This window comes from Kribbella sandramycini (assembly GCF_013131805.1).
Classification (GTDB): Bacteria; Actinomycetota; Actinomycetes; order Propionibacteriales; family Kribbellaceae; genus Kribbella; species Kribbella sandramycini.
This window is the reverse complement of record NZ_JABJRC010000018.1, coordinates 24236-44315: the sequence shown is the minus strand read 5'-3', so window position 1 is coordinate 44315 and position 20080 is coordinate 24236. Positions and strand designations below refer to the sequence as shown.

Sequence of the window (20080 nt, the reverse complement as noted above, 5' to 3'; positions counted from 1 at the left end):
CACTGGAATGGGAATCTCCGTAACCAAAAAAGCCCGCGCCCCCGACGGGGAGACACGGGCTGTGCTGTGACTTTCGGTGATGACGCGGGGTGGCGGCGCCGGGTAGCAGGTAGCAGCCGGTTACACCCTTATCCGTACTACTTTTCTACGTGGGTGCGTGGTAAAGAGGTCGGATAAGGATGTAACTACCTGCAACCTGCTACCCCGAACACCTGCATTGCTGCGGAGCGTGAGCGAGGGTGACTCAGTGTCCCCAAACCTGCGCGCCGCCTGCCTGCCCCGCGTTGGTCCGGCGGAACAGCGGGTACGCCTGCGGGCGGCCTTTGGTGTCGAGGGAGGCGGTCCAGTGGGTCAGCTGCCATCCCTCAGCCTCGATGGCGGTTACCATCTGTGACCAATCGCCGATCTCACTGGAGATGCCGGAGTGCGATGCCGGGCTGTTCAGCAACGCCGCGAACACCTGCTTTGCCGGGTCGGCGTACGCCTCTGCGGCCTGCCGGCCCAGCTCCTCGGCCTTCTTGTCCTTGACCCATCCCATGGTGCGCTCCCCCTGTGGTGTGTGGTGGTACTCGGTGTGTATCGGGATTCCGGCCGGGGCCGTTACTCGGCGGCAGGAGTGAGCTCCTCCGGCACGACGTAGCAATACGCGGTGATGCTCTGCCCCTCGCCGAAACTGTGGGTCGCTACGCCGATCTTCTTGAGTCCTAGGCGCTCGTAGAGCCGGATGGCGTCCTTGTCCTTGTCCATGACGTCGAGGACGATGCGCTTGCCGCGTACGGCGTCGTCGCCCACCACCGCGCGGGCGAGCTTCTCTCCGATGCCGTGACGCCGGGCGGACGACTTCACGAAGAGTCGGCCGATGACGACCACGTCGTCGAGGGTGTCGTCGGACTGCTCCAGCCACAGCCGTACCGCGTCGTCGTCGGGCTTCGGGGCGCCGATCGCGACGTGCCCGACGATCTCGTCGTCGAGTACGGCGATCCACGAGGACAGCAGGCCTGCGGGCGTGAGCCACGCGACGGGGTCGGCGACGCCTTCGACGGGGTAGCCGTCGGTGGCGTAGACGTCCACGAGGGCCGCGCCGGCGGCTTCGAGGTCGGCGTCGGTCCGGGGGCGGATGCTGAGGTCGGTCATGGGTTAGTCCTCCACGGGCATCTTGTAGTCGAGGCCGTTGTAATCGGCCCTCATGACGAAGACGGTTACCTCGAAGGGCACTCCGTCTTGATCGCAGCCGGTGTGGACGACCTCCAGCACCGGAACGCCGTCGGGGATCTTCAGGCCGTGCGCTTCCTCCGGCGTCGGCATCCGCGCGCTGACCTCCTCGCGGATAGTCGTGATGGCGTGACCAACTTCCTCGAAACGCGCGTAGAGGCTGCCCTTGCCCATCTTGGCCGAGTCCGCGACTGGCGTTCCCTCGACGATCGACCACGGGCTGTAGGTGACGCCGACCTGCATGGGCTCGTCGTCGGCGAAGTACCAGTTCTCGCGTCGTACGACGGTCTCGACGTCCGAGTCGATGAGGAGGCGCTCGGCGATCTCGGCGGAGGGTGTGACGCGCTCGATGGAGACGCAGTTCACCGACGGCACGCGGCCCTGGCGCTCCACCTCGGCACGGAAGGGCGAAAGGCCCGTCGACTCGCGGAGGGTGCGGGCGTAGCGCTCGGCGCCGAAGCGGAGGAGCCGGTGCTTGCCGCGTACGAACACGCCGCGACCGTGCTCGGCAGTGACGAGGCCCTGGTCGGCGAGGAGGCGGATGGCCTCGCGGGCGGTGTTCCGCGCTACGCCGTACCGCTCAGCGAGGACGCGCTCAGACGGAAGCTTGTCGCCCGCGACTAACTCGCCACGGTCGATCTGTCCGCGCAACTCGCGGGCGATCTGGCGGCTTGGGGGTGCGGTCATGCGGGGCGGCGGCCGTGCGGAATTCCTCCTCCAAGGCACTGACCTCCCGCGGGGCTGCGGAGAGGCCGGCTGCCTCGTCCTCGACACCGACTGTACTGGCTCAAGCCAGTTCTTGACAGAGGCGGGGCCGTGCTGGTCAACTGGCTCAAGCCAGTTGATGAGCCCGGCTAGGCGGTGTGTGAATGCGCACCGCACCGCCTAGCCGTTCCAAAGGGAGCCAAGGTGTTCCACAACGGGGAGGTCTGCGACTCATGCCGTCGCCTGGATCGCGCAAGGGCCGCGCTGCGGTCAAACCGGCTGCCTCACGAGATTCTTCGGGAGGTGGAGACGGCATTGAGCGGGCCGTTGCCGGAGCTCGGTCCGCGTCGACCGCCAGCGATCAACGAGCGGGGGTGGCCTCTCCTCCAGGGCTTGAGCGTGGCCTCACCGCCGCTGAGATCCTGAACAGGTACCGCGATCAGTTCATTGAGGCCCTGGATCAACGCGTCAATGCCGGGCCGATCTGCGGCGCAATGATGCGGAAGCCCCCGCCGGGTTGTCAGTTCTTGGTGTGCGGCCGTCCCCGCGGACACGAGCCGGTGAAGCTTGCGACAGATCGCGAGGCGCGCATTGTGCACTGCGCCATCGACGCCGGTGGGTCGCAGCTTGGGCTGCCGTGGTACGAGGGGCAGTAGGCCGGTGGAGCTGACCACCTGGCACCGCACCGAAGTGCGGCTTGCCGAGAGCGACCGGTTCATCGTCCGGAAGTCGCACGACGGCCTGATGCAGGTCCGCTCGATGACAGCGCACTGGTCGAGCATGAACGCGCGCCCGCGCCTCGACCTCGACGGCGTACGGGTGCGACGGGATGGCACGCCGGACACGACGCGGCCGGACTCGATCATGCTCCTGACGTGGGAGCCGGCTGCCGGTCCGATGGTGCGTCAGCTTCCCGCGCTGGTGCGGACGGTCCTGGAGGCCGTCGGCATGGTGCTCTCAATCTGAGTCGTCAGAGCGCGAGCTCGTACCCCGCGTGCTTGAGCAGGGCCTCTGCGGCGGCCTGGCGGTGCGGGAAGAGACCAACTGGCAGGCCGGTGGCGGTGGAGGCGGTCCACCCCACCGGCCCTTTGTCGTGCACCTCGCCGAGGAGCGCAAAGCCGTCGGGCTGCCACGTCGCGGCGACCTTGAAACGGCCCCTGCCGGACGGCTGCAGCGTCGGCGTTGCGTAGGTCGTCACGGGGCTAGCCGTCCGCCCGCTGGGCGTACACGATGTGGGTGTTGGGGGCGATCCCAGCCGAAGATGCGGTGCTCCGTGGGCACGATCACGTAGGAGTCCTCGCCGCGAGCGATGGCGGTCTCGAACTCGTTCGCCATGATCTCGTCATAGAACTCAAGCGTGAAGGTGCGCCGCACCGGCGCGGGGTCGACGTCGCTCATGCCGTGATCCTCTCATCTCGCGTCGACGTGCGACGGCCCTCGACGATGAAGTTCGGACCGTGGGAGGTCTCGCGAGGCAGGGCGGTCAGCGCCAACCACCTTCCGGGGTTGTGACCGGACACCGCGAGGCGCTCGCGAGACAGCTCGGTCAGCGGGTACGGCGAGCCGAGCCACAACGGGGAGGCGTCGGGAGCCGTCGCGAGCGGGACTCGCCACAGCCACGCGCCTTCCATGTACTCGCGGCGAGTGGGGTGGAGCCTCTCGACGCGGGCGCCGTCGGGGATGGCGAATCCGAGGGTGCGGAGGCGGTCGAGGAAGCGGAGGGAGTTGGTGGTCATCGCGGGGTCTCCGATCCGGAGTGAAGGGGGCAGAGGGCGAGGCCGCGGCTTACGGTCCAGCCGGCGGCGCGAGCAGCACTTCCGAGGTGGGCGACGGTGGCTTCGTGGCCGTGGCGGACGATCTCCGCGTCGCATTCAACGCCGGGAGCACCGTCGCAGGTGATCCACATGGAGACGCGGAAGCTCACGAGGCCTCCCGGTGCTCGGACTGGATGAGAACGTGGATGCGGTGCCACGCCTCGTTGATGTGGGCCTGCATCGCGTGCCGCTTCTCCAGGTAGACGCGGCGGTGCATGTCCGCGACGACTCGCGAGCGGGCGGCCTTGAGGCCGAGGGTGTCGGCGCCGGCGCGGCGCTTCAGGTCGTGAGCGATGGTGACCGCCACGATCAGGAGCACGGCGACGGCGGCGAGGAAGATGGCCATGGTCAGTCCTTCCAACGGAGGAGGAGTAGGGCGGCACCGGCGTGCAGGGTGGTGTAGAGAGCGGCCCACGCGGCGGCGGTGAGGTTGTGGTCGCGGGCAACGAATGCGACGGCGACGGTGGCGCCGATGAAGGCCTCCCCGCCCGCGCAGAACGCGGCGATCCGGCGGAGCACGTCAGACCTCCAGAATCCGGCCGTCGGCGGACAGGCACAGGGAGTCGGCCGAGGTGACGACGATGGGCTGCCCCTTCGGCCCGACGGCGCTGCCGACGGAGACGTTCGTGACGACGTGGCCACCGGCGGCCTTGCAGCGGGCCTCCCACCCGTTCCCGGCGCGGATGGCGAAGACGAGGCCGATACCAACGGCGAGGAGGAGGATGACAATGCCCGCAACGGCGGCGCGTTCTAGCTTGTCGAGCTTCATGGATGGTGGCCCTTTCAGAGGGAGATGACGGAGACGATCTCGGCGGAGACGGGCATGGCGACGCGGCGGTTCGCGGCGGCTAGCTGGCAGGCGACGAGTCGGGCTTCGGTGTCGCTCTCGGCGGCCACCACCACGCGGACGATGACGTCCTCGCGAGGCGGCCGGGCGAGAGCTACGCCGACGTGGACGGCGACGATCACGTCAGCGTCCTTTCCGGGCCGCGCGGCGGCGGTCGACGATCGTTGCGGCGTTCCAGAGGTGGGAGACCACGACCAGCCACGCGACGGCCGCGAGGCAGAACGCGGGGGCGAGGTCGTAGAGGCGTCCGGGGTCCACGGGGTCACTGCCCCTTTGCGGACAGGTTGACGACAATCGCCACCGCGCCCTCGAAGGTGTAGGCGGTGTCGGTGGTCAGCCCGTCACGCCCGTCGCGGTACACCGCGTACGGCTGACGGCCGAGGTACTCGCCGACGGCGTAGCCGGGGTACAGCTCGGAGCGGAAGATGCCGGTATTCGGGACTCGCTTGAACGAGCCGATCGCCGCGTTGAGCTCGGCGCGCTGTTCCTTGAGTGACTTGCGCTTGGGCATGACGGTTCCTCCCGTGTCGGGCTGCGTTCTGGTGGATGTGGGGTGGCCGGTCGGCCGAGGGAACGCACCCCCGCCCCGTGATCGGGGGTGCGCTCGACGGGGGACCGGTCAGCGGTGCTCGCGGCCCCACTTCTCGGCGGCAGCGACGGCGCGGTCGTAGAACGCGTTCCGGCCGATCGGACGGGGGTAGTTCGTAGCCCAGATCCAGAACATGCCGTTGGGGTTGGCCTGCGAGATGCGCATCTCGGGGTAGGCGTTGCAGCGCCACTCCTTGCCCGCGAGGTCGGAGTCGACCTCGGTCCAGACGATCGGGTCGGCGCGACCGGGGACGTGCGGGGCCGGGTTGTCGAGGTCGGTGACGCCGACCACGCGGATCAGCCGAGCGTCCCGGCTGTGGCTGAAGTGCTTCACCGAGAGCATCGCGGGAATGTCGTCTTCCACGGTGTCGCCAGCTTCGAGGACGACATCGGTCTCGTACTGGTCGGCCGACAGGCTCGGGATGAGGTAGGCGACGCGGACCCGGCGGAGCTCGGTCGCGGGTGCGGTGTTGTCGGTCATCTCGTTCTCCTCGGTGTGGGGTGGCCTCGCGAGAACCAATTTAGCGCGCTAGGCCTAGCGCGTCAAGACGAGAACGCAGAACGCCCCCGCGTCCGCCGGCGATGGGGCCGGGGACGCGGGGGCGTGGGGTTAGAACGGGTACGAGCTGATGGTCGGGCGGGCACCGACCCAACCGCCTGCGGAGGCGCGGCGGGTGAAGCTGCGGGCGAGACGATTGCGGTAGATCACGCCGTCGCGCAGCCTGACCAGGTCGACCCTGCCGTTGGCGCTCTCGTCGGTGATCACCAGGAACAGCGTGTCTCGCGGGTAGGTGTAGGTCAGGACCTTGTCACCGGCCTTGAGCTTGGCGGCTTCCTTCGCGGCGGCCTCGGCGGCCTTCTTCGCCTCTTCGGTGTCGTACGACTCGACGAGGTCGGTGAGGGCGGTGATCAGACCGACGGCGGCGGCGCGGTCGACGTACGCGCCGCCGCCGATGATAAACCCGACAGTGCCCGTGGGGTCGCCGGAGCTGGGCTTGTTCAGACGGACGCGGTCGCCGTCGTTGTCGGCGTGTGAGAAGACCTGGTCATTCATATGGATGCTGCTCCTTCAGTGGCTTCGGTTGGTGTGTGCTTGTTCGGCCGCGACACGGGCGGCGTAGGTCGAGGTGCGGAGCTGAGCTCGCGTACGTGCGCGCTCACGAAGGCGGCGCCGACGCAGCCGGTACACCCGGACTGCGAAGAACGCCGCCAGCGCGAGGAGGCAGAGGGTGGGGATCACACGCGGACGTAGTCGCGAGCTCTGCAGTCCGTCAGGACATCGCCGATGAACTGGGGCATCTCGCCGCCCGTGATGACGACATCCACGCGCCCACGGTCGTCCTCGTCGGACATGACCGTGCGGGTTGACGCCGGGACTCCCCGGTAGGAGACCTTGTCACCGCGCTTGAGCTTCGCCGCCTCCTTGGCCTCGCGGGCGTCGGCGGCCTCGATGGCGGCGGTGAGGGCCTCGATCAGGTGGACGGCGCCTTCGCGGTCGAGATCCATGACGCCGGAGTCCGTCGAGGCGATGATGCCGCGGGCGCTAGTCGTCGCCCATGTCGTAACTTCCATGACGTCGCCGTCGACGTCGTGGATCTCGGTGTAGACGTTCTCGCTCACGCCGGCACCGCCTTCGCCTTGGTGAGGTGGGCGACGTGGATGTACTGGCCGTCGGGGTCGCCGTATAGCGCGACAACGAGCACGCCATCCGACTCAACCCGGAGAACGTTCACGGCCTTGCCGCGGTACGCCGCGCTCACGAAGCCGTTGCCGGGCTGGGCTCCGATTCCCGGGTTGTTTCCGACGATCGCCAGGTCGCCGGGTTTGAACTCGGCGGCGAGGGCGGCGTAGTTGGGGGTGTAGTGGCTCACGTCGGTAGCGCTGAAGGTGCCCTGGCGGTCGAGGTCGCGGTCGAACCTCACATCGATACCGCCATCTGCCCAGAGGTTGACGATGGTGCCGATGCCGTTCCAGGACGGATAGTGCATCGACGTGACCTCGACGCTGTCGCCGACCTTGAACTCCGGCGCCGGCTTGGCAGGCCCGGCCCACGCGGTCAGCTTTGCGGCGAGGTCGCGGGCGGCGTCCTTGGTCAGCGCGACCATGTGGGAGCGTCCGTCATGCATGGCGGAGATGACGGCTTCCTCGTCCTGATCGTCGAAGTACGCGCGGAGGCGGTCTCCGTCGGTGTCGATGTGGCTGAAGCGGCTCACTTGCTGGTCTCCTTGCTGGCGGCGGGCTTGCGCAGGGTGGGTGTGCGGGTGGTCGGCCCCAGCGCCAACAGCGCATGGACCGTCGCGCGGGCGAGCTTGTCGACGCGCACCGGGTGGGAGGGCGCGTAGCCGTGCGTGGACCCCAAGAGGTCCTCGGCTTTGGCGCGGTGCTGTTCCGGCGTCACTTGGCGCCCCGCTTCGCGGCGTGGGCGATCCGTCCGCCGAGCCACTCGTGCAGCTCGCGGGCGACGTCGAGATCGAGCCACGCTTCGGCGGCGTCGATCTGCAGGAAGATGTAGCCGCGGGTGCCGTTCGGCAGCTCGCGGTAGCCGGCGCCGAACGCAGTGCCGTCGCGGCTCTCTGCGCCGACGGAGTCGTCGGGGCTGGTCGGGTATACCATGGCGCCGGACGAGGCACCGCCGGTCAGGTTCTCCGCGTCGGAGAAGTCCTTCTCGGCGGCGGTGAACGCGGCGCGGAGGTCCTCGTTCCCCTCTCCGGAGAAGATGTCGTCGAACGCGCTCACGGGGTGGTCTCCTTCGTGGTCGGTCTCGGGGTTGCTGGGGATGTCCGTGAAGCCCGCCATCCGTGCTCACGCGGGGATGCGGAGCCTTCGGGGTGGTCGACGGGGCATTGCCAACGGACGGGGCAGGCGGTGGAAATGAGCGACGCCCCGCACCGGGGACAGTGAGTCCGGGGTGCGGGGCGTGGGGGAGAGGGCACTAGCAGGGGACCTCCGGAGAGGTCTCGTGGTAGTTGCGCAGGGCACCGACCTTCCACAGGGCGAACCAGTACGCGGCCTGCCACGAGTCGAAGGTGCAGACGATCTCAGCGCCGCGCATCGTCCAGGCGAGTACGCCCCATCGGCCGGTCTGGGAGTCGCGGCGCACGTAAAGCTTGCGGTTCACGGCGCCACCGCCGGGCGGACGAGGTCCTCCCACGCGTCGAGGCGGTCGTTCATCTGCTCGTGCCACCAGACGTACAGCCGGTGGGCGCGGCCGTTGCGGCGGGCGAGGGTGGCGAGTTCGCGGAGCTCGGCTTCGAGGTCTTCGCGGGTCATGACGCGTCCTCGACGACGATCTCGAAGCCGTACCCGTAGTAGAACGGGTTGCCGCAGGACCAGCCCACCGTCAGCTCCAGGACGTCACCCATGTCGGCGAAGATGTGCCACTTGGTGTAGCCATCGGTCGTACCGATGCCGGTGATGATGTGGTCGATCTTGTCGGCGTGGAGGAGGAAGGTCTCCAGTTCGGTGTAGGCGCAACAGTCGCCGGTGCCGATCAGTCCGACACGGACGCCGTTGTCCAGCGTGATCACGGTGCCGGTGTTGCCGTTCCAGTAGAACTTGTCCGGGTCAGGGTTCTGCCGGACCCTCGTGTCCTTCTCGACGTTGACGATGCGGTGGCCGACGACGGCCTCGGACAGCGTGGCGACGTTCTCCGGCATCGTGCCGTCGTCGTCGTTGTGGTCCAGCGTCTCGGTCGGGTAGGGGGTGTTCACGGCTTGCTCCTTGCTGCCTTGAGGATGTTGGAGGCGACGACCTCGGGGTCGCCGTGGTGGGGACAGGCGCGGTCGAGCGGCTCGGGGCCGTCGTTTGGCGTGTGCGCACTCAGTGGCGGGCAGATGCACTCGCCGCGGTCGAAGTCGGGCGGGCCGGCGATCGTCGACTTCACCCACGAAGCGGGGAACCAGCGGACCTCGGCGGTCTCGGCGTCGCGGAGGAGGGGCGCGCGGTGTGGCCCCCAGACGAGCACCTCGCCGAGCCACTCGCGCCCGGAGGTGGGGGAGACGACGCGGGCGAAGTCGCCGTTGCCGGGGGTGCTCACCGGCGCTCGATTCCGAGCTCGCGCTCAAGCTCGGCGGTGCGCTGCTTCGCGTCCTCTAGCTCGCGGATGAGACGCTCGGGGTCGAGAGCACTCGTCAGCCGCAGTGCGTACAGATACGACAGGCGGCCGGGCCAACCGAACAAGGTGAACAGCGTGCCGCGAGTGACGTAGCTGCGGAGGCCTTCCTCGGTGAGGTGGTACTTGCGGCCGTACTCCGACCACTCCTTCCCCCGTGCACGGCCCCAGAGCGCGGGAGCGTCCCATCGGGCGAGGAAGTGGCCGACCCCGAGGTAGGCGGCGACGGAGCCGAGGACGATCAGGAGGGCAATCACGCGTTGGCTCCGTTCGGGAAGGCGTCGGCGTGGGCTTCGATGCAGGCGCGGACGAGCGGGCCAACGGCAGTCATGCCCTCGCGGGTGGAGAACGTTGCCCACGACAAGCACTCGGACCCGAGGTACGGCCCGGTGCGGAGCTTCCGCACCTCCACGCGCACGACGTGGTCGGAGTGCTTGTCCGGCGAGATGCGGTAGAAGTGGTGCTCCGGCAGCTCGGGGGCACCGGCGGCATGCAGGGTGGCGGCCGTGGACTCGCCGAGGGCGGCGCGCTGTGCGGCGTTCACCACTCGTTCCCGTCGTTCAGCAGGTCCAGCGCGTCGGCGAGGTCCTGGGAGTCGATGGCGTCGCGGGAGTCGAAGTCGAGTTCGTCGTAATCGAGGTAGCTCATCTGCGCTTGTCCTTTTGCTTGTTCTGGTTCGGTGTGGCGCTTATGTCCCTGAGCCGGGGGAGTGGTGCTCACGCGAGTTCCTCGTCGGCGAGCTGCTGCATCCCGACGCGCATCGCGTCGATGGCCTTGGAGCGCTTGCGCTGCGCAGTGGGGCGGGTGAGGCCGAGGCAGTGGGCCGCCTGGGCGTCGTCGAGGAGCTCGCCGACGCGGTAGCCGTGGGTGGCGCGGAGGGTCTCGGAGGACGCGTCTTGGAATCCGAAGCGGAGGCGGAGGATGGACTCGGCGTCCACCTCGACGAGGCCGAACAGCCAATCGACGAGGTCGGCTTCGATGACGGCTTCCTCGGGGCCGGGCGTGCTGACGGCGTACGCGGAGGCCGGGAGGGATGCGTCGAAGCTGTGTGTTGCGGAGATGGCGCGATGCGCGGCGAGGAAGGTGTACGGCGTGAAGCCGTTGTTGGTGGCGCGGCACTCGGCGTAGGCCGCGTCCACGTCGCCGCCGTGCTTGTGGATCAGACGCCAGTAGCGGAGGGAGACGTCCTCGGTGACCGTGACGATGTCGCTCGTGCGGGCGGCGTCGGCGACGGTGCGGTAGACGATCGTGGAGATGGTTCGTGTGAAGTGGACGTCACCGGCGGTGTCGTGGCGGCGGACCGCGAGCACGAAGGCCTCGTACGCCGTTGCGAACGCGTCTTCCTTGCCCATGTTGGCTTGGCCGCGCCGGGAAGCGCGGTGGAGCATCGGCAGGAAGGCCATGACGAGGCGCTCCATCGCGGCCTCCGACTCGGGGGTGCGGCCGTAGGTGATGCGCTCGCCGTCGTCGGTCACCGGCACGTCCTGGGCGGCCTCGATCAGGCGGGAGACGGTCTGGGGGTCGAGGGTCTCGGTGGCGTGCGCGTCAAAGAGAGTCGACGCGCTAGGGCCTAGCGCAATGGAGGCATGAGTGTACTCAGGCATGGGTGATCTCCCTGTGTGTGCGGCGCGAGTGCGCTGGAATTCAGAGGTCGGCGCGGTGGTCAGCCGCGCCCTTCGATGACCTCAAGTTAGCGCGCTAGGCCTAGCGCGTCAAGAACGAGTGTTTGACGAGGGCCTCAGGCAACGGAAGTGAGTGCTCAGAGCAACCAGATGGTCGCGAGCGGCAACAACGACAGCGCCCCCGCCGACGGGGTTTCCGTCTGCGGGGGCGCTGTGGGTGAGGAGAGCGTTACGCGGCGCTCAGGTAGAGCACCGGGGAAAGCAGCGGACCGAGGGCCTCGCCGGCGAGGTCGAGTAACTCGCTGGTGAGGATGCGGACACGCTCCGCGTCCTCGGGTGTCAGTTCATCGAGTGTCATGGTGTTTCCCCCTCCCAGCGAGCAAGGGCGGCCCCCAGCGCTGGCACTTGCGGTCGAATTGCGCGCGTCGCCGTGAGCAATGCGGCGGCGGTACGACGGATCTCGTCTGAGAGGTCGGATCGCCTGGCGTCGATCACGGTGTCGAGCGTGGGATTCGGAATCCCGTTCGGCGCGGCGTCGCTAGTACCACCTGGCGGGGCGTCGTACTGGGCGGCGACGGCGGGGCGAAGGACTCCCTCCAGGTCCTTCAGGGTCTGGATCAGTTCGGCGTATGCCTCGTGGATCGTGGTCACTGTTACTCCGAGTGAGTCTAGGCGCGGCGTAGGACGGTTTTGGTCACAGATTGGGAGACTGTGGATGGATAAATGTGGGATGGATCACATAACAACGGGGCTTTGTCAGGACGAACTAGCGTTACCTGCCAGTACGTGCAACTTCGGGTGAGGTTTCGCCTTGCGTTACATGCCGAAAGCTGCAATTTCGGCCTTAGCCGCTAGGCCGCAGCGCCGTATCCCATGCCCCAGTTGGAGCCGTACACCTCGGCGTCGGCGGTGATGGCGACACCCTGGAACGTGGACTCCATTACGCGGCGGACTTCGTGGGCGAACTCGTTGGCGTCGGCAACGGGAGCTTGACCGAGGATCTCGTCGTGGACGGGTAGCAGCAGGTGGTCTGAGAGCCCTTGGTTGTCGAGGTCAACGAGTGCCTTCGCCAGCAGGTCGCGGGCGGTGGACTGGACGACATAGTTGGTTGCCGCGTACATCCGATCGCGGTCGAGCGGGAGGTGCCGCCCGAACGGCGTCACGACCTCGAACTTGCCGAACTGGGCTTGGCGCTGCAGCCGGCGGCCGTACGCCTTGATGCCGGGGAAGGCGGCGTCGTAGGCGTCGGTGGCGGCCTTGGCCTCCTCGTACGTGATGCCGGTCTGCCGGGCGAGACCCGCAGCGCCGCCGCCGTAGACCTTGCCGAAGCCGACGCCCTTGAACAGCTTCCGGGCCTTGGCCTTCTCGGTGTCGGTCATCGTGGCCCAGCGCGGTCCCATGACGAGCTTGGCCGTGAAGGTGTGGAGGTCCTCGCCGGAGGCAACGGCCCGGAGCATGTTCGGGTCGCCGGACAGCGCGGCAATGACCTTCATCTCGACCTGTGAGTAGTCGACGCTCCAGATCGTCATGCCCTCGTCGGCGATAATCCCGCGGCGGATCTTCCAGTCTCCGGAGGGGAGCTGCTGGAGCGGCGGGTCCGACACGGACATGCGGGCGGTCCGGGCGGCGAGGGACTTGATCGATGGGTGGATGCGATCGTCATCGTCCCGGCGGTCGAGGAACGCCTGTGCGTACGACGTCGACCACTTCGAGGCTCGCTTGGCGCGGACGACGGCGTCGGCTACAAGGTTGGGGTCGCGGCGGTTGTTGCGGGTCCACTGGTGGTCTAGATCCGCCATCCCGAGGAGCACGTCTTTGCCGACCGAGAGGTTGCCGGTGGCGGTCTTGGTCGACCACTGCTCGCCCATGCCCTGCAGGGCGGCGGTGACCTGCCGAGTGGAGTTGACGTTCTCGACGCCGAACCGGGCGGCGACTGCCTTGTACTGCTGCTCCTCGGCGGCGAGCTCGGCGACCAGCTGTCGCGTGTAGTCGACGTCGACCCGCATGCCTCGGCGCTGCATGGACGTGGTGATCAGCTGTACGCGGTGCTCGAAGTGCGCGAGCTTGGACAGGCCGTTGCCCTTGATCAGGATGCCGAGCTCGCGGAGGAGGCGGGCGGTGTAGATGACGTCCAGGCCGGCGTACCGGATGTAGAGCGGGTGGTCGATGTCGATGAGCGCCCAGCCGGTCTCCTTGGTCGCCTTGTACTCCGACCGGAAGACGGCGTACAGGCCCTTCGCCGTGTCCTCGGCCTCGGGGTCGACGTAGACCGCAGACAGCGGCTTCAGGCCGAGTCCGGTGCCGCCCTCGGACTCCATCCGGGGGTCCGCGAGGTGCGCCAAGATGTAGGTGTCGAACATCCGGGGACCGAGCTCGGCGAACGGGGCGAGGCCGACGCGGTCGACGGCGAGGAGGTCGTACGGGGCGTTGTGGGCGACCCACTGGCGGCCGGGGTGGGCGAGGGTCTCGCGGATCGTGGCGGCGAAGCGGTCGACACGGATGACCCATGCCTCCTCGCATGAGCCGAACTGTGCGAGGCGGACGCCGAACGCGGCACCGTAGATGTGGAGGCCAGTGGTCTCGGTGTCGAAGGCAACGACCTGCCCGGCGTTCCGGTCGAGGAAGTCGCGGAAGCCGGACAGGTCGGCGTCGGTCTCGGGGTAGAAGATCGGGACCTCGTCACCGGCAACGCGGTGCGTCAGGCGGATCACGCGGTCTCCCTTCCGGTGACGGCGGACAAGATGGCTTGCGCCATGACGGGCGGGATGGCGTTGCCGACCTGCTGGAACTGCTTGGTCCGGGAGCCACGCCACGGGTAGTCCGGCGGGAAGGACTGGAGGACGGCCGCCTCCTGGACGGAGACGCGGACCTGCTCGCGCTCACGCTGGGACTCGTCGAGTACGGCGTTCTCCCAGACGACGGCGTTGAGCCGGGCGCCGAAGTGGACCGTCGGGGCGGGCTGGTCGAGGTCGCGGCGTGCGGACTTCGCTTGGTTGCCGTTGACGTACTGCCAGCGGCTCCAGCTCCGGGACTTCTCGGTGACGACGAAGGCGGGCTTGTCGGCGTCGCGGAGGTCGCGGGCGCGGTAGTCGTTCCCGTTGAGGGTGATGACGTCGTCGCGGTCGGCCTGACGGGCGAAGCCGACGAGGTCCGTCGGGTCCCAAGCCTTCTCGATCCAGCGACCCTCGGCGCGTTCGTTGGCGATCGTCTTCCGGGCGCCGGAGCCGCCGATCATCTGCGGGTCGGCGCCGCCCGCTGCGGTACCAGCGGCGACGGTCGGGTAGGGGCGGTGGGTCATGCCCCACGAGATGGCTTCCGCCATGCTGACCCACTTCTTGACGCCGACGTCGAGGCGGTCGGGCGTGCGGTTGTGGTACTTCGAGTGGGTCGGAGTCGGCAGCGCGACGTCGACACCGCGCCGGGCAACGAGGATGGCGCGCTTGCGCGTCTGCGGTACGCCGTACTGCTCGGCCTGGAGGTTGCCGGTAGCAACGGAGTAGCCAAGCTCGCGGAGGACCTCGGCGTACGCCTCCCAGATCGGGAGCACAGGCGGCACCTGCTCAAGGGCGATCCACTCGAAGGGGCGGCCCCAGTCGTGCGCCTCGATCAGCCAGCGGAGCGGCTCCAGGACGAGGGTCGTCGTGTCGTCGGCAATGACCTCGTACTTGGTGTGCTCGCGGGCGGCGAGGGAGCGGACGCCGCCGAGGACGGCCTCCATCGCGGCACGTCCCGCGCCCTTGCCAGCGATCGAGAAGGTCGGGCACGGCGGCGAGGCGATGAGTCCGGTCGCCTTGGGGAAGTCCTTGGCGCTGTAGTTCCGGATGTCGTCCTGGATGGTGTGGAGCCCGGCGGCGTTCCGGGTCTCGCACGCGGACGGGTCGGCCTCGATGCCGGTCACGTCCATACCTAGTTGGGTGGTGGCTGCGTGGTCCCAGCCGCCGGGACCGCCGCAGAGGTCGACGACCTCGGCGTCAAAGTGGGGCACGATGCCTCCTCGGGCATGAAGAAAGGCCCCCAGCGCCGTCGTGATGACGGGCCGGGGGCCTTGGGTGGTCGTGCGGATCAGGGCTCGAACGACTCCAGATCGGGGGCGTCCTCGCTGTTGGTGGTGATGTCCGTGAGCGGGTTGTCCTGTGCTCGCTCGTCGGCAGCCTTCTCCGAGGGGCGGGCGGGGCGGATGCCTTTGAAGCCGCGCTTGCCCTTGCGGCCCGACTGCTCGACGCCGCGAGCGCGTAGCTCGTCGTAGAGCGTGCGGGGCTGCCACGGGTGGTTGCCTTCGCGCTCTACCCACTCGCGATAGAGGGCGTACAGCTCGGCTCGCTCGATCCAGCCGGCGTCATCGTTGACCAGCACGCCGGGGTAGAACTCAAGGAGCTTGTCCGACTCCTTGCGGAGGTCGTCAACGGTCTCGGTGACCCGCTGCGGTTCGCCGAGGTTCCCGCGGGCGAACCAGTCCATCGCGCCCCGGACAGCCCACGCGAGGATGCCAGCGCGCTCGGCGCGGAGCTTGGCCGAGAGGCTGGAGTCCTTGCGGGCTCCCTTGAACTGCTGCTTCCACTCGATGACCTTGAGCCGCCGCCAGATTCCGTCCGAGTTGTCGCGGTTCTCCGGGATGGCGTTGGTCGACATGAACAGCAGGAAGGCGGGCGTGAAGGTGAACGGCTCCTTGTAGAGGAATCGGGCGGTGACGGGGTCGTCGCCGGTGAGCCGCTTCAGCTTGGCGTCCGCCATCCGCGCGCCGGACTCGGCTTCGGAGGTCAGGACCAGCCGCGCACTGCGGAGGATCGCGACGTCCGAGGACGCGGAGGAGCCGTCGGTGGTCCCGCCGGCTAGGAACGTCTCGATCGGTGCGGCCTCGGTGATGGCGCGGAAGGTGTTGTACAGCGCCGTCGTGAAGACGGACTTCCCGTTGCCGCCGCGACCGTGCAGCATGACGTAGCACTGCTCGCGGTTGTGGCCCGTGATCCCGTAGCCGACGAGGCGCTGCAGATAGCCGGGCATCGAGTCGTCGTCGGGGAAGCACTCGCCGAGGAACGACTCCCAGCGCGGGGCCTTGGCGTCGGCGTCGTAGTCGACGTCGATCGCCTTGGTGAGGAGGTCGTTCGGGTTGGATGGACCGAACTCTCCGGTGCGCAGGTTGACGGTTCCGTTGCGGCAGGCAAGGAGGTCGGGCTTGGCGTCGAGCTCGTCGGCCGCAACGGAGACGCCGGGGCGAGTCTTCAGGAGCTCGACGGTGGCCTTGAGGTTGCGCTCGCGTTGGGAGTCATGCGCCCAGCGGAGAGCGGCCTTGCGTGCCTTGTCGGCCGGAGAGCCCTCCTCGCCCTTCGGCATGCGGAGTGCCTCGTCCATGAGGGCCTCGGCCGAGCTGGCGGCCTCAGCGAGGACGCGGTTACGGAGGTCGACCTCCCACGCGCGCCCGTTCCAGACGAGGAAGCCGAGGGCGCCGGAGTGGCGGACCATGCGGTTCATCCGGTGGAAGAGGCGAGTGGCATTCCCGAGCTCGGTGTGCGCGAGCTGTGCTTCCTCCATGGAGGGAACAGAGGGAGAGGCGCTTTCCGGCTGGACATCGGCGGCCGGGGGCTCCCATGGCGCCGCTGAGGTAACAGCCTCGGTGAACGCCGGGTAGAAGGCGTCCGGGTCCTGCTTGCGCCAATCGGAGATGTCGACGCCGGGGAGCTGCAGGACCGCGACGCGGAGACCGACCGACGTCAGCCGCTCGCCGACGATCTCGTTGAAGCGCTGGCCGCCCTTGTCCGGATCGCCTGCGAGGACGAAGGTCCGGTCAGGGAACCGGGTCGCCAGCTCGGCGAGGACGTCGTCGGGCAGACCCATGGAGGCGCCGCGGATGAGAAGCGTGTCGTACCCCGCGCCGACGGAGGTCAGGCCGTCTCCAGGACCTTCGGTGACGAGGACCTCGTCCCAAGGCAGGTCGCCGGGGAACCAGCCATAGACGCCCCAGCGCATGCCCTCCGGGTTGAACGGGCCGGACCACTTCGCGCGCCCGGAGTAGTCCGTGTCGATGGCGCGGGCCTGCAGGTAGTGCGGGTGCCCGTCGAAGTCGTTGAAGGGGACGACAAGACGGGCGGTGTCTCGGTAGAGGTCGCGAGACAGGCCGACGATGCCAGACGACAAGGTGCCGTCGTCGTAGCCGAGACCGAGTGCATCCGCGCGGTCGTTGGTGATCCCGAAGCGCGCCTCGGCGTAGTCGACGGCGTCGGCGCCCTCGTGGAACAGCTTGCCCGCTGACGCGCTGAGGTACATCGCGAGAGCCGCGCGGTGAGCGATGGAGACTGCCTCGGGGACCGCGCCGGCTGACTTCACGTTGGCCATGTCGCCGGGTTCGACGTTGAAGAGGTCGGTCATCCGGAGGTCGAGTGTGGAGAGCACGTCGGCGGTCTTGCAGCCGACGCGGCACCGTAAGATCAGGGTCTTGCGGTCGGCGTTATAAGCCACGCGGAGCGAGGGCTTCTCGTCGTCGTGGGCGGGACAGATGACGGCGTAGCCGTTGGCCTCCTCGTCGACCACGTCGAAGCGGCCGAGGAAGTCGGCGAAGGTGAGGCTCCCGGCGGGGGTGGCCGGGGCGGGGTCGGTGAATGGATCTGCCATATCGGCGGTGGCCTCCGGGGAGTTTTCGGGAACGCGACAGCGCCCCCGACTCAGGTGGAGTCGGGGGCGCTTTGGATGTCCGTGAAGTTGGGCGGCTGCGCTCAGTTGGTGACGGGTAGCCCGCAGGTTGAGCAGTAGCCGTAGGGCTCGGGGTCGCCGTCTTCGAGGACGCGGGTGACGGTGCGGACGACGCCGCGACAGGCGGGGACGGCGCAGAGCTCGGGGTCGTCGGTCACTGCGGTTTCTCCAGGAAAATCACGGCGGCATCCGTGTAGACGTTCGGAGATCGCATGGCGAGCATCGAGCGGATCGCGTGCAGGAGCACCGGCGCCTCGTCCGGCACGCCTGGTGCGACGTAGATTCGGCGCACTCTCATGCCTTGAAGGTCGCGCGTTGCGCCGGGACTGAAGCACTGGTCGACGCGGATGCCGGCGGCGGCCAGTGCTGTCCGCGCGTCGGCTGCCTCGTCGTACGTCCGAGCGATGATGATGTCGACGCCCTTGTAGACCTCGCTGCGCTTCACTCGGCGTCGACCCACGTGACAGTGCCGACCTGGACCTTGCCGGAGGTGACACGTCGGATGCGGGGGTCGTCGCGGTCGATCCACTCTGTCGGCCCGGACTTGAGGAGCCGACTCACGGAACGCCTCGCAGAGGTCATGGATGAGTAGGGGCCGTGGGCGCTCACCCGTTCGTAGTCCTCGTAGCCCGTGATCTCCCAGTGGCTCCTGCGCCAAGCCCAGCGGCGCTCGCGTTCGTCGAGGATCAACGCCTTACGTGCTTCGAACTCCTCCTCGGTCTCGTCGAAGATCTGGACCTTGACGGCCCGGACTCCGACCTCGGTGACCAGGCCGCGGTATTCCGTGTCGCTGGTGATGTACTGCCGTCCACGGGAGCCCATCAGCGGCCCGCCCGTCGAGCGACGCGCGCGGCCTTGTTGCGGCGCCGCCGGGCAGTCTTCGTTGCTGAGGGCACCGTTCCGGTGTAGACGTGCTTGCCGGTCCGGGCCATCGCCAGGGAGTAGCGCCAGCGCAGGACGCGGGTGGCGTCCATCTCGGCGTGGAGGGCATCGACGGCGTCACGGTCGACGCCGGGGAGCTGGACGCGGGGGACGTCGAGCATGGGGACCGGGAACGCGGAGCCGTGCTCGGCGTTCGGCAGGTTGAACATCATGTGAGTTCTCCTCAGAAGATCGAGTCGGCGAAGCCCGCGTCGAGGGCCTCTTGCGGGGTCAGGTACCAGTCACAGCGGGAGTCGACCTCTGCGCGGATCTCGTCGGCGGTGAGCTTGCCGCGCGAGGCGTAGAGCTCACACATGCGCGAGTAGGTCTCCTCCAGGTGCTCGTACGTCTCGCGGATCTCGTGGACGTTGCCCCAGACGCCGGAGCTCGGCGGGTGGAGGTGGAGGCGGGACTCGTGGCCGATGATGCGTTCGGTTCCGGCCTGCAGCATGAGGCCCGCCATCGACGCGGTGATGCCGGCGGCGCGGGTGTAGACCTCGTGCGACTTGGCGATGTGGCGGACCTCCTCGACGAACCAGAAGCCCGCATCGACGAGGCCACCGGGGGAGTGGAGGACGATCTCGATCGGAGCGTCTGACTCCTTGGCCCAGTCGTCGAGCTTCTTGACGGCCGCCGAGACCGAGCGGGTGGTTACCTCGGTGTCGAAGTAGTAGGTGCGGAGCTCGTCGTCCTTGGTGGACAGGGGAAACCGCTTGGCGAGGCGGTCGAGGGTCTTGCGGATCACGGGGCCTCCTTAGCGGCTGAGTTCTCGGTACTTCCAGGCGTCCTCGGCGAGGGCGTGGTACTCCTCGACGAGGTCGCGGAAGGCGGCCAGGGACATTGCGACGTAGGCGTCGGCGGCCCCTTTGCCGCGACGCTTGATGACGGCAACGCCGTACTTCTCTTCGGCGCGTGCGGCCTGCAGCTCGGCGCCGGCTACTCCGACGCGGAGGGCGGTGCCCACGTCGGCGTAGTTCTTGGCCTGCAGGCAGAACGGCGACACGTGGATGTCGCCGACGTCCTCGAAGCCCTCGGCGTGAGGGCGGCGGACCTTGCGGCCGAAGACGGCAGCGAGGTAGCGGACGATGTCGAGCTCCCAGCGGGCGCCCTTGGCCTTGTTGGCGGAGGTCATGACGGCCTCCGTGGTCGGCCGGTGCGGCGCCACCATTCGAGGGACTCGACGACGTGCTCCAGGGCGGCGCGCATCTCGTCGTAGTCCTCGTCCTGCGAGAGGATGCGGAAGCCATTGGAGTCGAACACCGGGTTACCCTGCTCGTCGCGGGTGTAGTTCGGGCGGTCGATCTCCTGGAGCGCGGTCTCCGCGCGGGAAAGCACGGTCCGGACGGCGACGAGGGCATCGCTCGTCTCGCGGCCACGGTCTCGCATGGGGCGGTAGGGCTCGGTGTAGCGGAGGTCCTCAGCCATTGCCCGCCTCGATCCGGCGGCGGGCCTCGGCGTAGGCGGCGTTAAGGGCGGCCATGCCGTCCACCTCGTGGCCGGAGGTGAATTCGACGTTGATCACTGCCTCGCCGGACAATCCAGATACCGCGGTGGTCTCCAGCTTCACGTAGGGCAT

At 68.4% G+C, this 20080-nt stretch carries 39 protein-coding genes; 1 reads left to right on the top strand and 38 read right to left on the bottom strand.

The features are described from left to right. Positions 1–244: 244 nt before the first annotated feature. The 3 genes from HPO96_RS37250 to HPO96_RS37240 all read right to left on the bottom strand — a co-directional run bounded on the left by HPO96_RS37250 (position 245) and on the right by HPO96_RS37240 (position 1899). Complete coding sequence (locus HPO96_RS37250; protein WP_171679205.1) at positions 245–538, bottom strand: hypothetical protein; 294 nt, start codon at positions 536–538, stop codon at positions 245–247. Positions 539–600: 62 nt separating this feature from the next. Beyond that, positions 601–1134, bottom strand: coding sequence for a GNAT family N-acetyltransferase (locus HPO96_RS37245; RefSeq protein ID WP_171679204.1), 534 nt, complete (start codon positions 1132–1134; stop codon positions 601–603). Positions 1135–1137: 3 nt separating this feature from the next. After that, on the bottom strand, positions 1138–1899 hold the full coding sequence (locus tag HPO96_RS37240; RefSeq protein ID WP_171679203.1) for a GntR family transcriptional regulator: 762 nt from the start codon (positions 1897–1899) through the stop codon (positions 1138–1140). 678 nt (positions 1900–2577) lie between these two features. Here HPO96_RS37240 and HPO96_RS37235 point away from each other — a divergent pair. Beyond that, positions 2578–2883 carry a hypothetical protein gene (locus tag HPO96_RS37235; protein WP_171679202.1) on the top strand — a complete coding sequence of 102 codons (306 nt, stop codon included), beginning with the start codon at positions 2578–2580 and terminating at the stop codon, positions 2881–2883. A gap of 4 nt (positions 2884–2887) precedes the next feature. On the opposite strand, the gene HPO96_RS37230 is transcribed toward HPO96_RS37235, so the two are convergent. The 35 genes from HPO96_RS37230 to HPO96_RS37075 all read right to left on the bottom strand — a co-directional run bounded on the left by HPO96_RS37230 (position 2888) and on the right by HPO96_RS37075 (position 20080). After that, positions 2888–3115: a hypothetical protein gene (locus HPO96_RS37230; RefSeq protein ID WP_171679201.1), complete on the bottom strand. Its 228-nt coding sequence runs from the start codon at positions 3113–3115 to the stop codon at positions 2888–2890. Next, the gene (locus tag HPO96_RS37225; RefSeq protein ID WP_171679200.1) at positions 3112–3315 is read right to left on the bottom strand and encodes a hypothetical protein; all 204 of its coding nucleotides are present in this window, start codon (positions 3313–3315) and stop codon (positions 3112–3114) included. The genes HPO96_RS37230 and HPO96_RS37225 overlap by 4 nt, the downstream gene beginning before the upstream one ends. Continuing rightward, a complete protein-coding gene (locus tag HPO96_RS37220; protein WP_171679199.1) occupies positions 3312–3653 on the bottom strand; it encodes a hypothetical protein in 342 nt (113 codons plus the stop codon). The genes HPO96_RS37225 and HPO96_RS37220 overlap by 4 nt, the downstream gene beginning before the upstream one ends. A gap of 184 nt (positions 3654–3837) precedes the next feature. Further along, positions 3838–4077, bottom strand: coding sequence for a hypothetical protein (locus HPO96_RS37215; protein ID WP_171679198.1), 240 nt, complete (start codon positions 4075–4077; stop codon positions 3838–3840). A gap of 2 nt (positions 4078–4079) precedes the next feature. After that, positions 4080–4250 (bottom strand): hypothetical protein, encoded by a 171-nt coding sequence (locus tag HPO96_RS37210; RefSeq protein WP_171679197.1) that lies wholly within the window; start codon positions 4248–4250, stop codon positions 4080–4082. 1 nt (position 4251) lies between these two features. Beyond that, positions 4252–4500 (bottom strand): hypothetical protein, encoded by a 249-nt coding sequence (locus HPO96_RS37205; protein WP_171679196.1) that lies wholly within the window; start codon positions 4498–4500, stop codon positions 4252–4254. 14 nt (positions 4501–4514) lie between these two features. Beyond that, positions 4515–4700 carry a hypothetical protein gene (locus HPO96_RS37200; RefSeq protein WP_171679195.1) on the bottom strand — a complete coding sequence of 62 codons (186 nt, stop codon included), beginning with the start codon at positions 4698–4700 and terminating at the stop codon, positions 4515–4517. A 1-nt stretch (position 4701) separates the two neighbouring features. Then, positions 4702–4836: a hypothetical protein gene (locus HPO96_RS39455; protein WP_272954801.1), complete on the bottom strand. Its 135-nt coding sequence runs from the start codon at positions 4834–4836 to the stop codon at positions 4702–4704. A gap of 4 nt (positions 4837–4840) precedes the next feature. Continuing rightward, positions 4841–5089, bottom strand: coding sequence for a hypothetical protein (locus tag HPO96_RS37195; protein ID WP_171679194.1), 249 nt, complete (start codon positions 5087–5089; stop codon positions 4841–4843). 108 nt (positions 5090–5197) lie between these two features. Further along, on the bottom strand, positions 5198–5647 hold the full coding sequence (locus HPO96_RS37190; RefSeq protein WP_171679193.1) for a hypothetical protein: 450 nt from the start codon (positions 5645–5647) through the stop codon (positions 5198–5200). A gap of 129 nt (positions 5648–5776) precedes the next feature. Beyond that, positions 5777–6220, bottom strand: coding sequence for a hypothetical protein (locus HPO96_RS37185; protein WP_171679192.1), 444 nt, complete (start codon positions 6218–6220; stop codon positions 5777–5779). Positions 6221–6402: 182 nt separating this feature from the next. Next, the gene (locus tag HPO96_RS37180; RefSeq protein ID WP_171679191.1) at positions 6403–6786 is read right to left on the bottom strand and encodes a hypothetical protein; all 384 of its coding nucleotides are present in this window, start codon (positions 6784–6786) and stop codon (positions 6403–6405) included. Then, positions 6783–7379 (bottom strand): hypothetical protein, encoded by a 597-nt coding sequence (locus HPO96_RS37175; protein WP_171679190.1) that lies wholly within the window; start codon positions 7377–7379, stop codon positions 6783–6785. Before HPO96_RS37175 ends, HPO96_RS37180 begins: the two co-directional genes overlap by 4 nt. Then, entirely contained in the window at positions 7376–7564 is a 189-nt protein-coding gene (locus HPO96_RS37170; protein WP_171679189.1) for a hypothetical protein, read from the bottom strand. The genes HPO96_RS37175 and HPO96_RS37170 overlap by 4 nt, the downstream gene beginning before the upstream one ends. Beyond that, a complete protein-coding gene (locus HPO96_RS37165) occupies positions 7561–7902 on the bottom strand; it encodes a hypothetical protein (RefSeq protein WP_171679188.1) in 342 nt (113 codons plus the stop codon). The genes HPO96_RS37170 and HPO96_RS37165 overlap by 4 nt, the downstream gene beginning before the upstream one ends. 196 nt (positions 7903–8098) lie before the next feature. Further along, positions 8099–8284, bottom strand: coding sequence for a hypothetical protein (locus HPO96_RS37160; protein WP_171679187.1), 186 nt, complete (start codon positions 8282–8284; stop codon positions 8099–8101). Continuing rightward, positions 8281–8436 carry a hypothetical protein gene (locus HPO96_RS37155; protein ID WP_171679186.1) on the bottom strand — a complete coding sequence of 52 codons (156 nt, stop codon included), beginning with the start codon at positions 8434–8436 and terminating at the stop codon, positions 8281–8283. Before HPO96_RS37155 ends, HPO96_RS37160 begins: the two co-directional genes overlap by 4 nt. Then, on the bottom strand, positions 8433–8876 hold the full coding sequence (locus HPO96_RS37150) for a DUF7448 domain-containing protein (RefSeq protein WP_171679185.1): 444 nt from the start codon (positions 8874–8876) through the stop codon (positions 8433–8435). Before HPO96_RS37150 ends, HPO96_RS37155 begins: the two co-directional genes overlap by 4 nt. Beyond that, positions 8873–9202: a hypothetical protein gene (locus HPO96_RS37145; protein ID WP_171679142.1), complete on the bottom strand. Its 330-nt coding sequence runs from the start codon at positions 9200–9202 to the stop codon at positions 8873–8875. Before HPO96_RS37145 ends, HPO96_RS37150 begins: the two co-directional genes overlap by 4 nt. Next, complete coding sequence (locus tag HPO96_RS37140; protein ID WP_171679184.1) at positions 9199–9534, bottom strand: hypothetical protein; 336 nt, start codon at positions 9532–9534, stop codon at positions 9199–9201. Before HPO96_RS37140 ends, HPO96_RS37145 begins: the two co-directional genes overlap by 4 nt. After that, entirely contained in the window at positions 9531–9821 is a 291-nt protein-coding gene (locus HPO96_RS37135) for a hypothetical protein (protein WP_171679183.1), read from the bottom strand. Before HPO96_RS37135 ends, HPO96_RS37140 begins: the two co-directional genes overlap by 4 nt. 172 nt (positions 9822–9993) lie before the next feature. After that, entirely contained in the window at positions 9994–10881 is an 888-nt protein-coding gene (locus HPO96_RS37130; protein WP_171679182.1) for a hypothetical protein, read from the bottom strand. A gap of 247 nt (positions 10882–11128) precedes the next feature. Then, positions 11129–11257, bottom strand: coding sequence for a hypothetical protein (locus HPO96_RS39450; protein ID WP_272954800.1), 129 nt, complete (start codon positions 11255–11257; stop codon positions 11129–11131). After that, a complete protein-coding gene (locus HPO96_RS37125) occupies positions 11254–11550 on the bottom strand; it encodes a DUF7169 domain-containing protein (protein WP_171679181.1) in 297 nt (98 codons plus the stop codon). Before HPO96_RS37125 ends, HPO96_RS39450 begins: the two co-directional genes overlap by 4 nt. A 200-nt stretch (positions 11551–11750) precedes the next feature. Next, positions 11751–13610 (bottom strand): DNA polymerase, encoded by a 1860-nt coding sequence (locus tag HPO96_RS37120; RefSeq protein WP_171679180.1) that lies wholly within the window; start codon positions 13608–13610, stop codon positions 11751–11753. Continuing rightward, positions 13607–14884: a DNA cytosine methyltransferase gene (locus HPO96_RS37115; protein WP_171679179.1), complete on the bottom strand. Its 1278-nt coding sequence runs from the start codon at positions 14882–14884 to the stop codon at positions 13607–13609. The genes HPO96_RS37120 and HPO96_RS37115 overlap by 4 nt, the downstream gene beginning before the upstream one ends. Positions 14885–14961: 77 nt before the next feature. Continuing rightward, a complete protein-coding gene (locus HPO96_RS37110; RefSeq protein ID WP_171679178.1) occupies positions 14962–17505 on the bottom strand; it encodes a phage/plasmid primase, P4 family in 2544 nt (847 codons plus the stop codon). Between the two features lie 101 nt (positions 17506–17606). Then, the gene (locus tag HPO96_RS39445; RefSeq protein WP_272954799.1) at positions 17607–17741 is read right to left on the bottom strand and encodes a hypothetical protein; all 135 of its coding nucleotides are present in this window, start codon (positions 17739–17741) and stop codon (positions 17607–17609) included. Continuing rightward, the gene (locus HPO96_RS37105; RefSeq protein ID WP_171679177.1) at positions 17738–18028 is read right to left on the bottom strand and encodes a hypothetical protein; all 291 of its coding nucleotides are present in this window, start codon (positions 18026–18028) and stop codon (positions 17738–17740) included. The genes HPO96_RS39445 and HPO96_RS37105 overlap by 4 nt, the downstream gene beginning before the upstream one ends. Continuing rightward, positions 18025–18405 (bottom strand): hypothetical protein, encoded by a 381-nt coding sequence (locus HPO96_RS37100; protein WP_171679176.1) that lies wholly within the window; start codon positions 18403–18405, stop codon positions 18025–18027. The genes HPO96_RS37105 and HPO96_RS37100 overlap by 4 nt, the downstream gene beginning before the upstream one ends. Then, on the bottom strand, positions 18405–18677 hold the full coding sequence (locus HPO96_RS37095) for a hypothetical protein (RefSeq protein WP_171679141.1): 273 nt from the start codon (positions 18675–18677) through the stop codon (positions 18405–18407). The genes HPO96_RS37100 and HPO96_RS37095 overlap by 1 nt, the downstream gene beginning before the upstream one ends. Before the next feature lie 11 nt (positions 18678–18688). Continuing rightward, positions 18689–19249: an ATP-dependent Clp protease proteolytic subunit gene (locus tag HPO96_RS37090; RefSeq protein ID WP_171679175.1), complete on the bottom strand. Its 561-nt coding sequence runs from the start codon at positions 19247–19249 to the stop codon at positions 18689–18691. A gap of 9 nt (positions 19250–19258) precedes the next feature. Next, complete coding sequence (locus HPO96_RS37085; RefSeq protein WP_171679174.1) at positions 19259–19636, bottom strand: hypothetical protein; 378 nt, start codon at positions 19634–19636, stop codon at positions 19259–19261. Beyond that, a complete protein-coding gene (locus tag HPO96_RS37080) occupies positions 19633–19929 on the bottom strand; it encodes a hypothetical protein (protein ID WP_171679173.1) in 297 nt (98 codons plus the stop codon). The genes HPO96_RS37085 and HPO96_RS37080 overlap by 4 nt, the downstream gene beginning before the upstream one ends. Next, entirely contained in the window at positions 19922–20080 is a 159-nt protein-coding gene (locus HPO96_RS37075) for a hypothetical protein (protein ID WP_171679172.1), read from the bottom strand. Before HPO96_RS37075 ends, HPO96_RS37080 begins: the two co-directional genes overlap by 8 nt.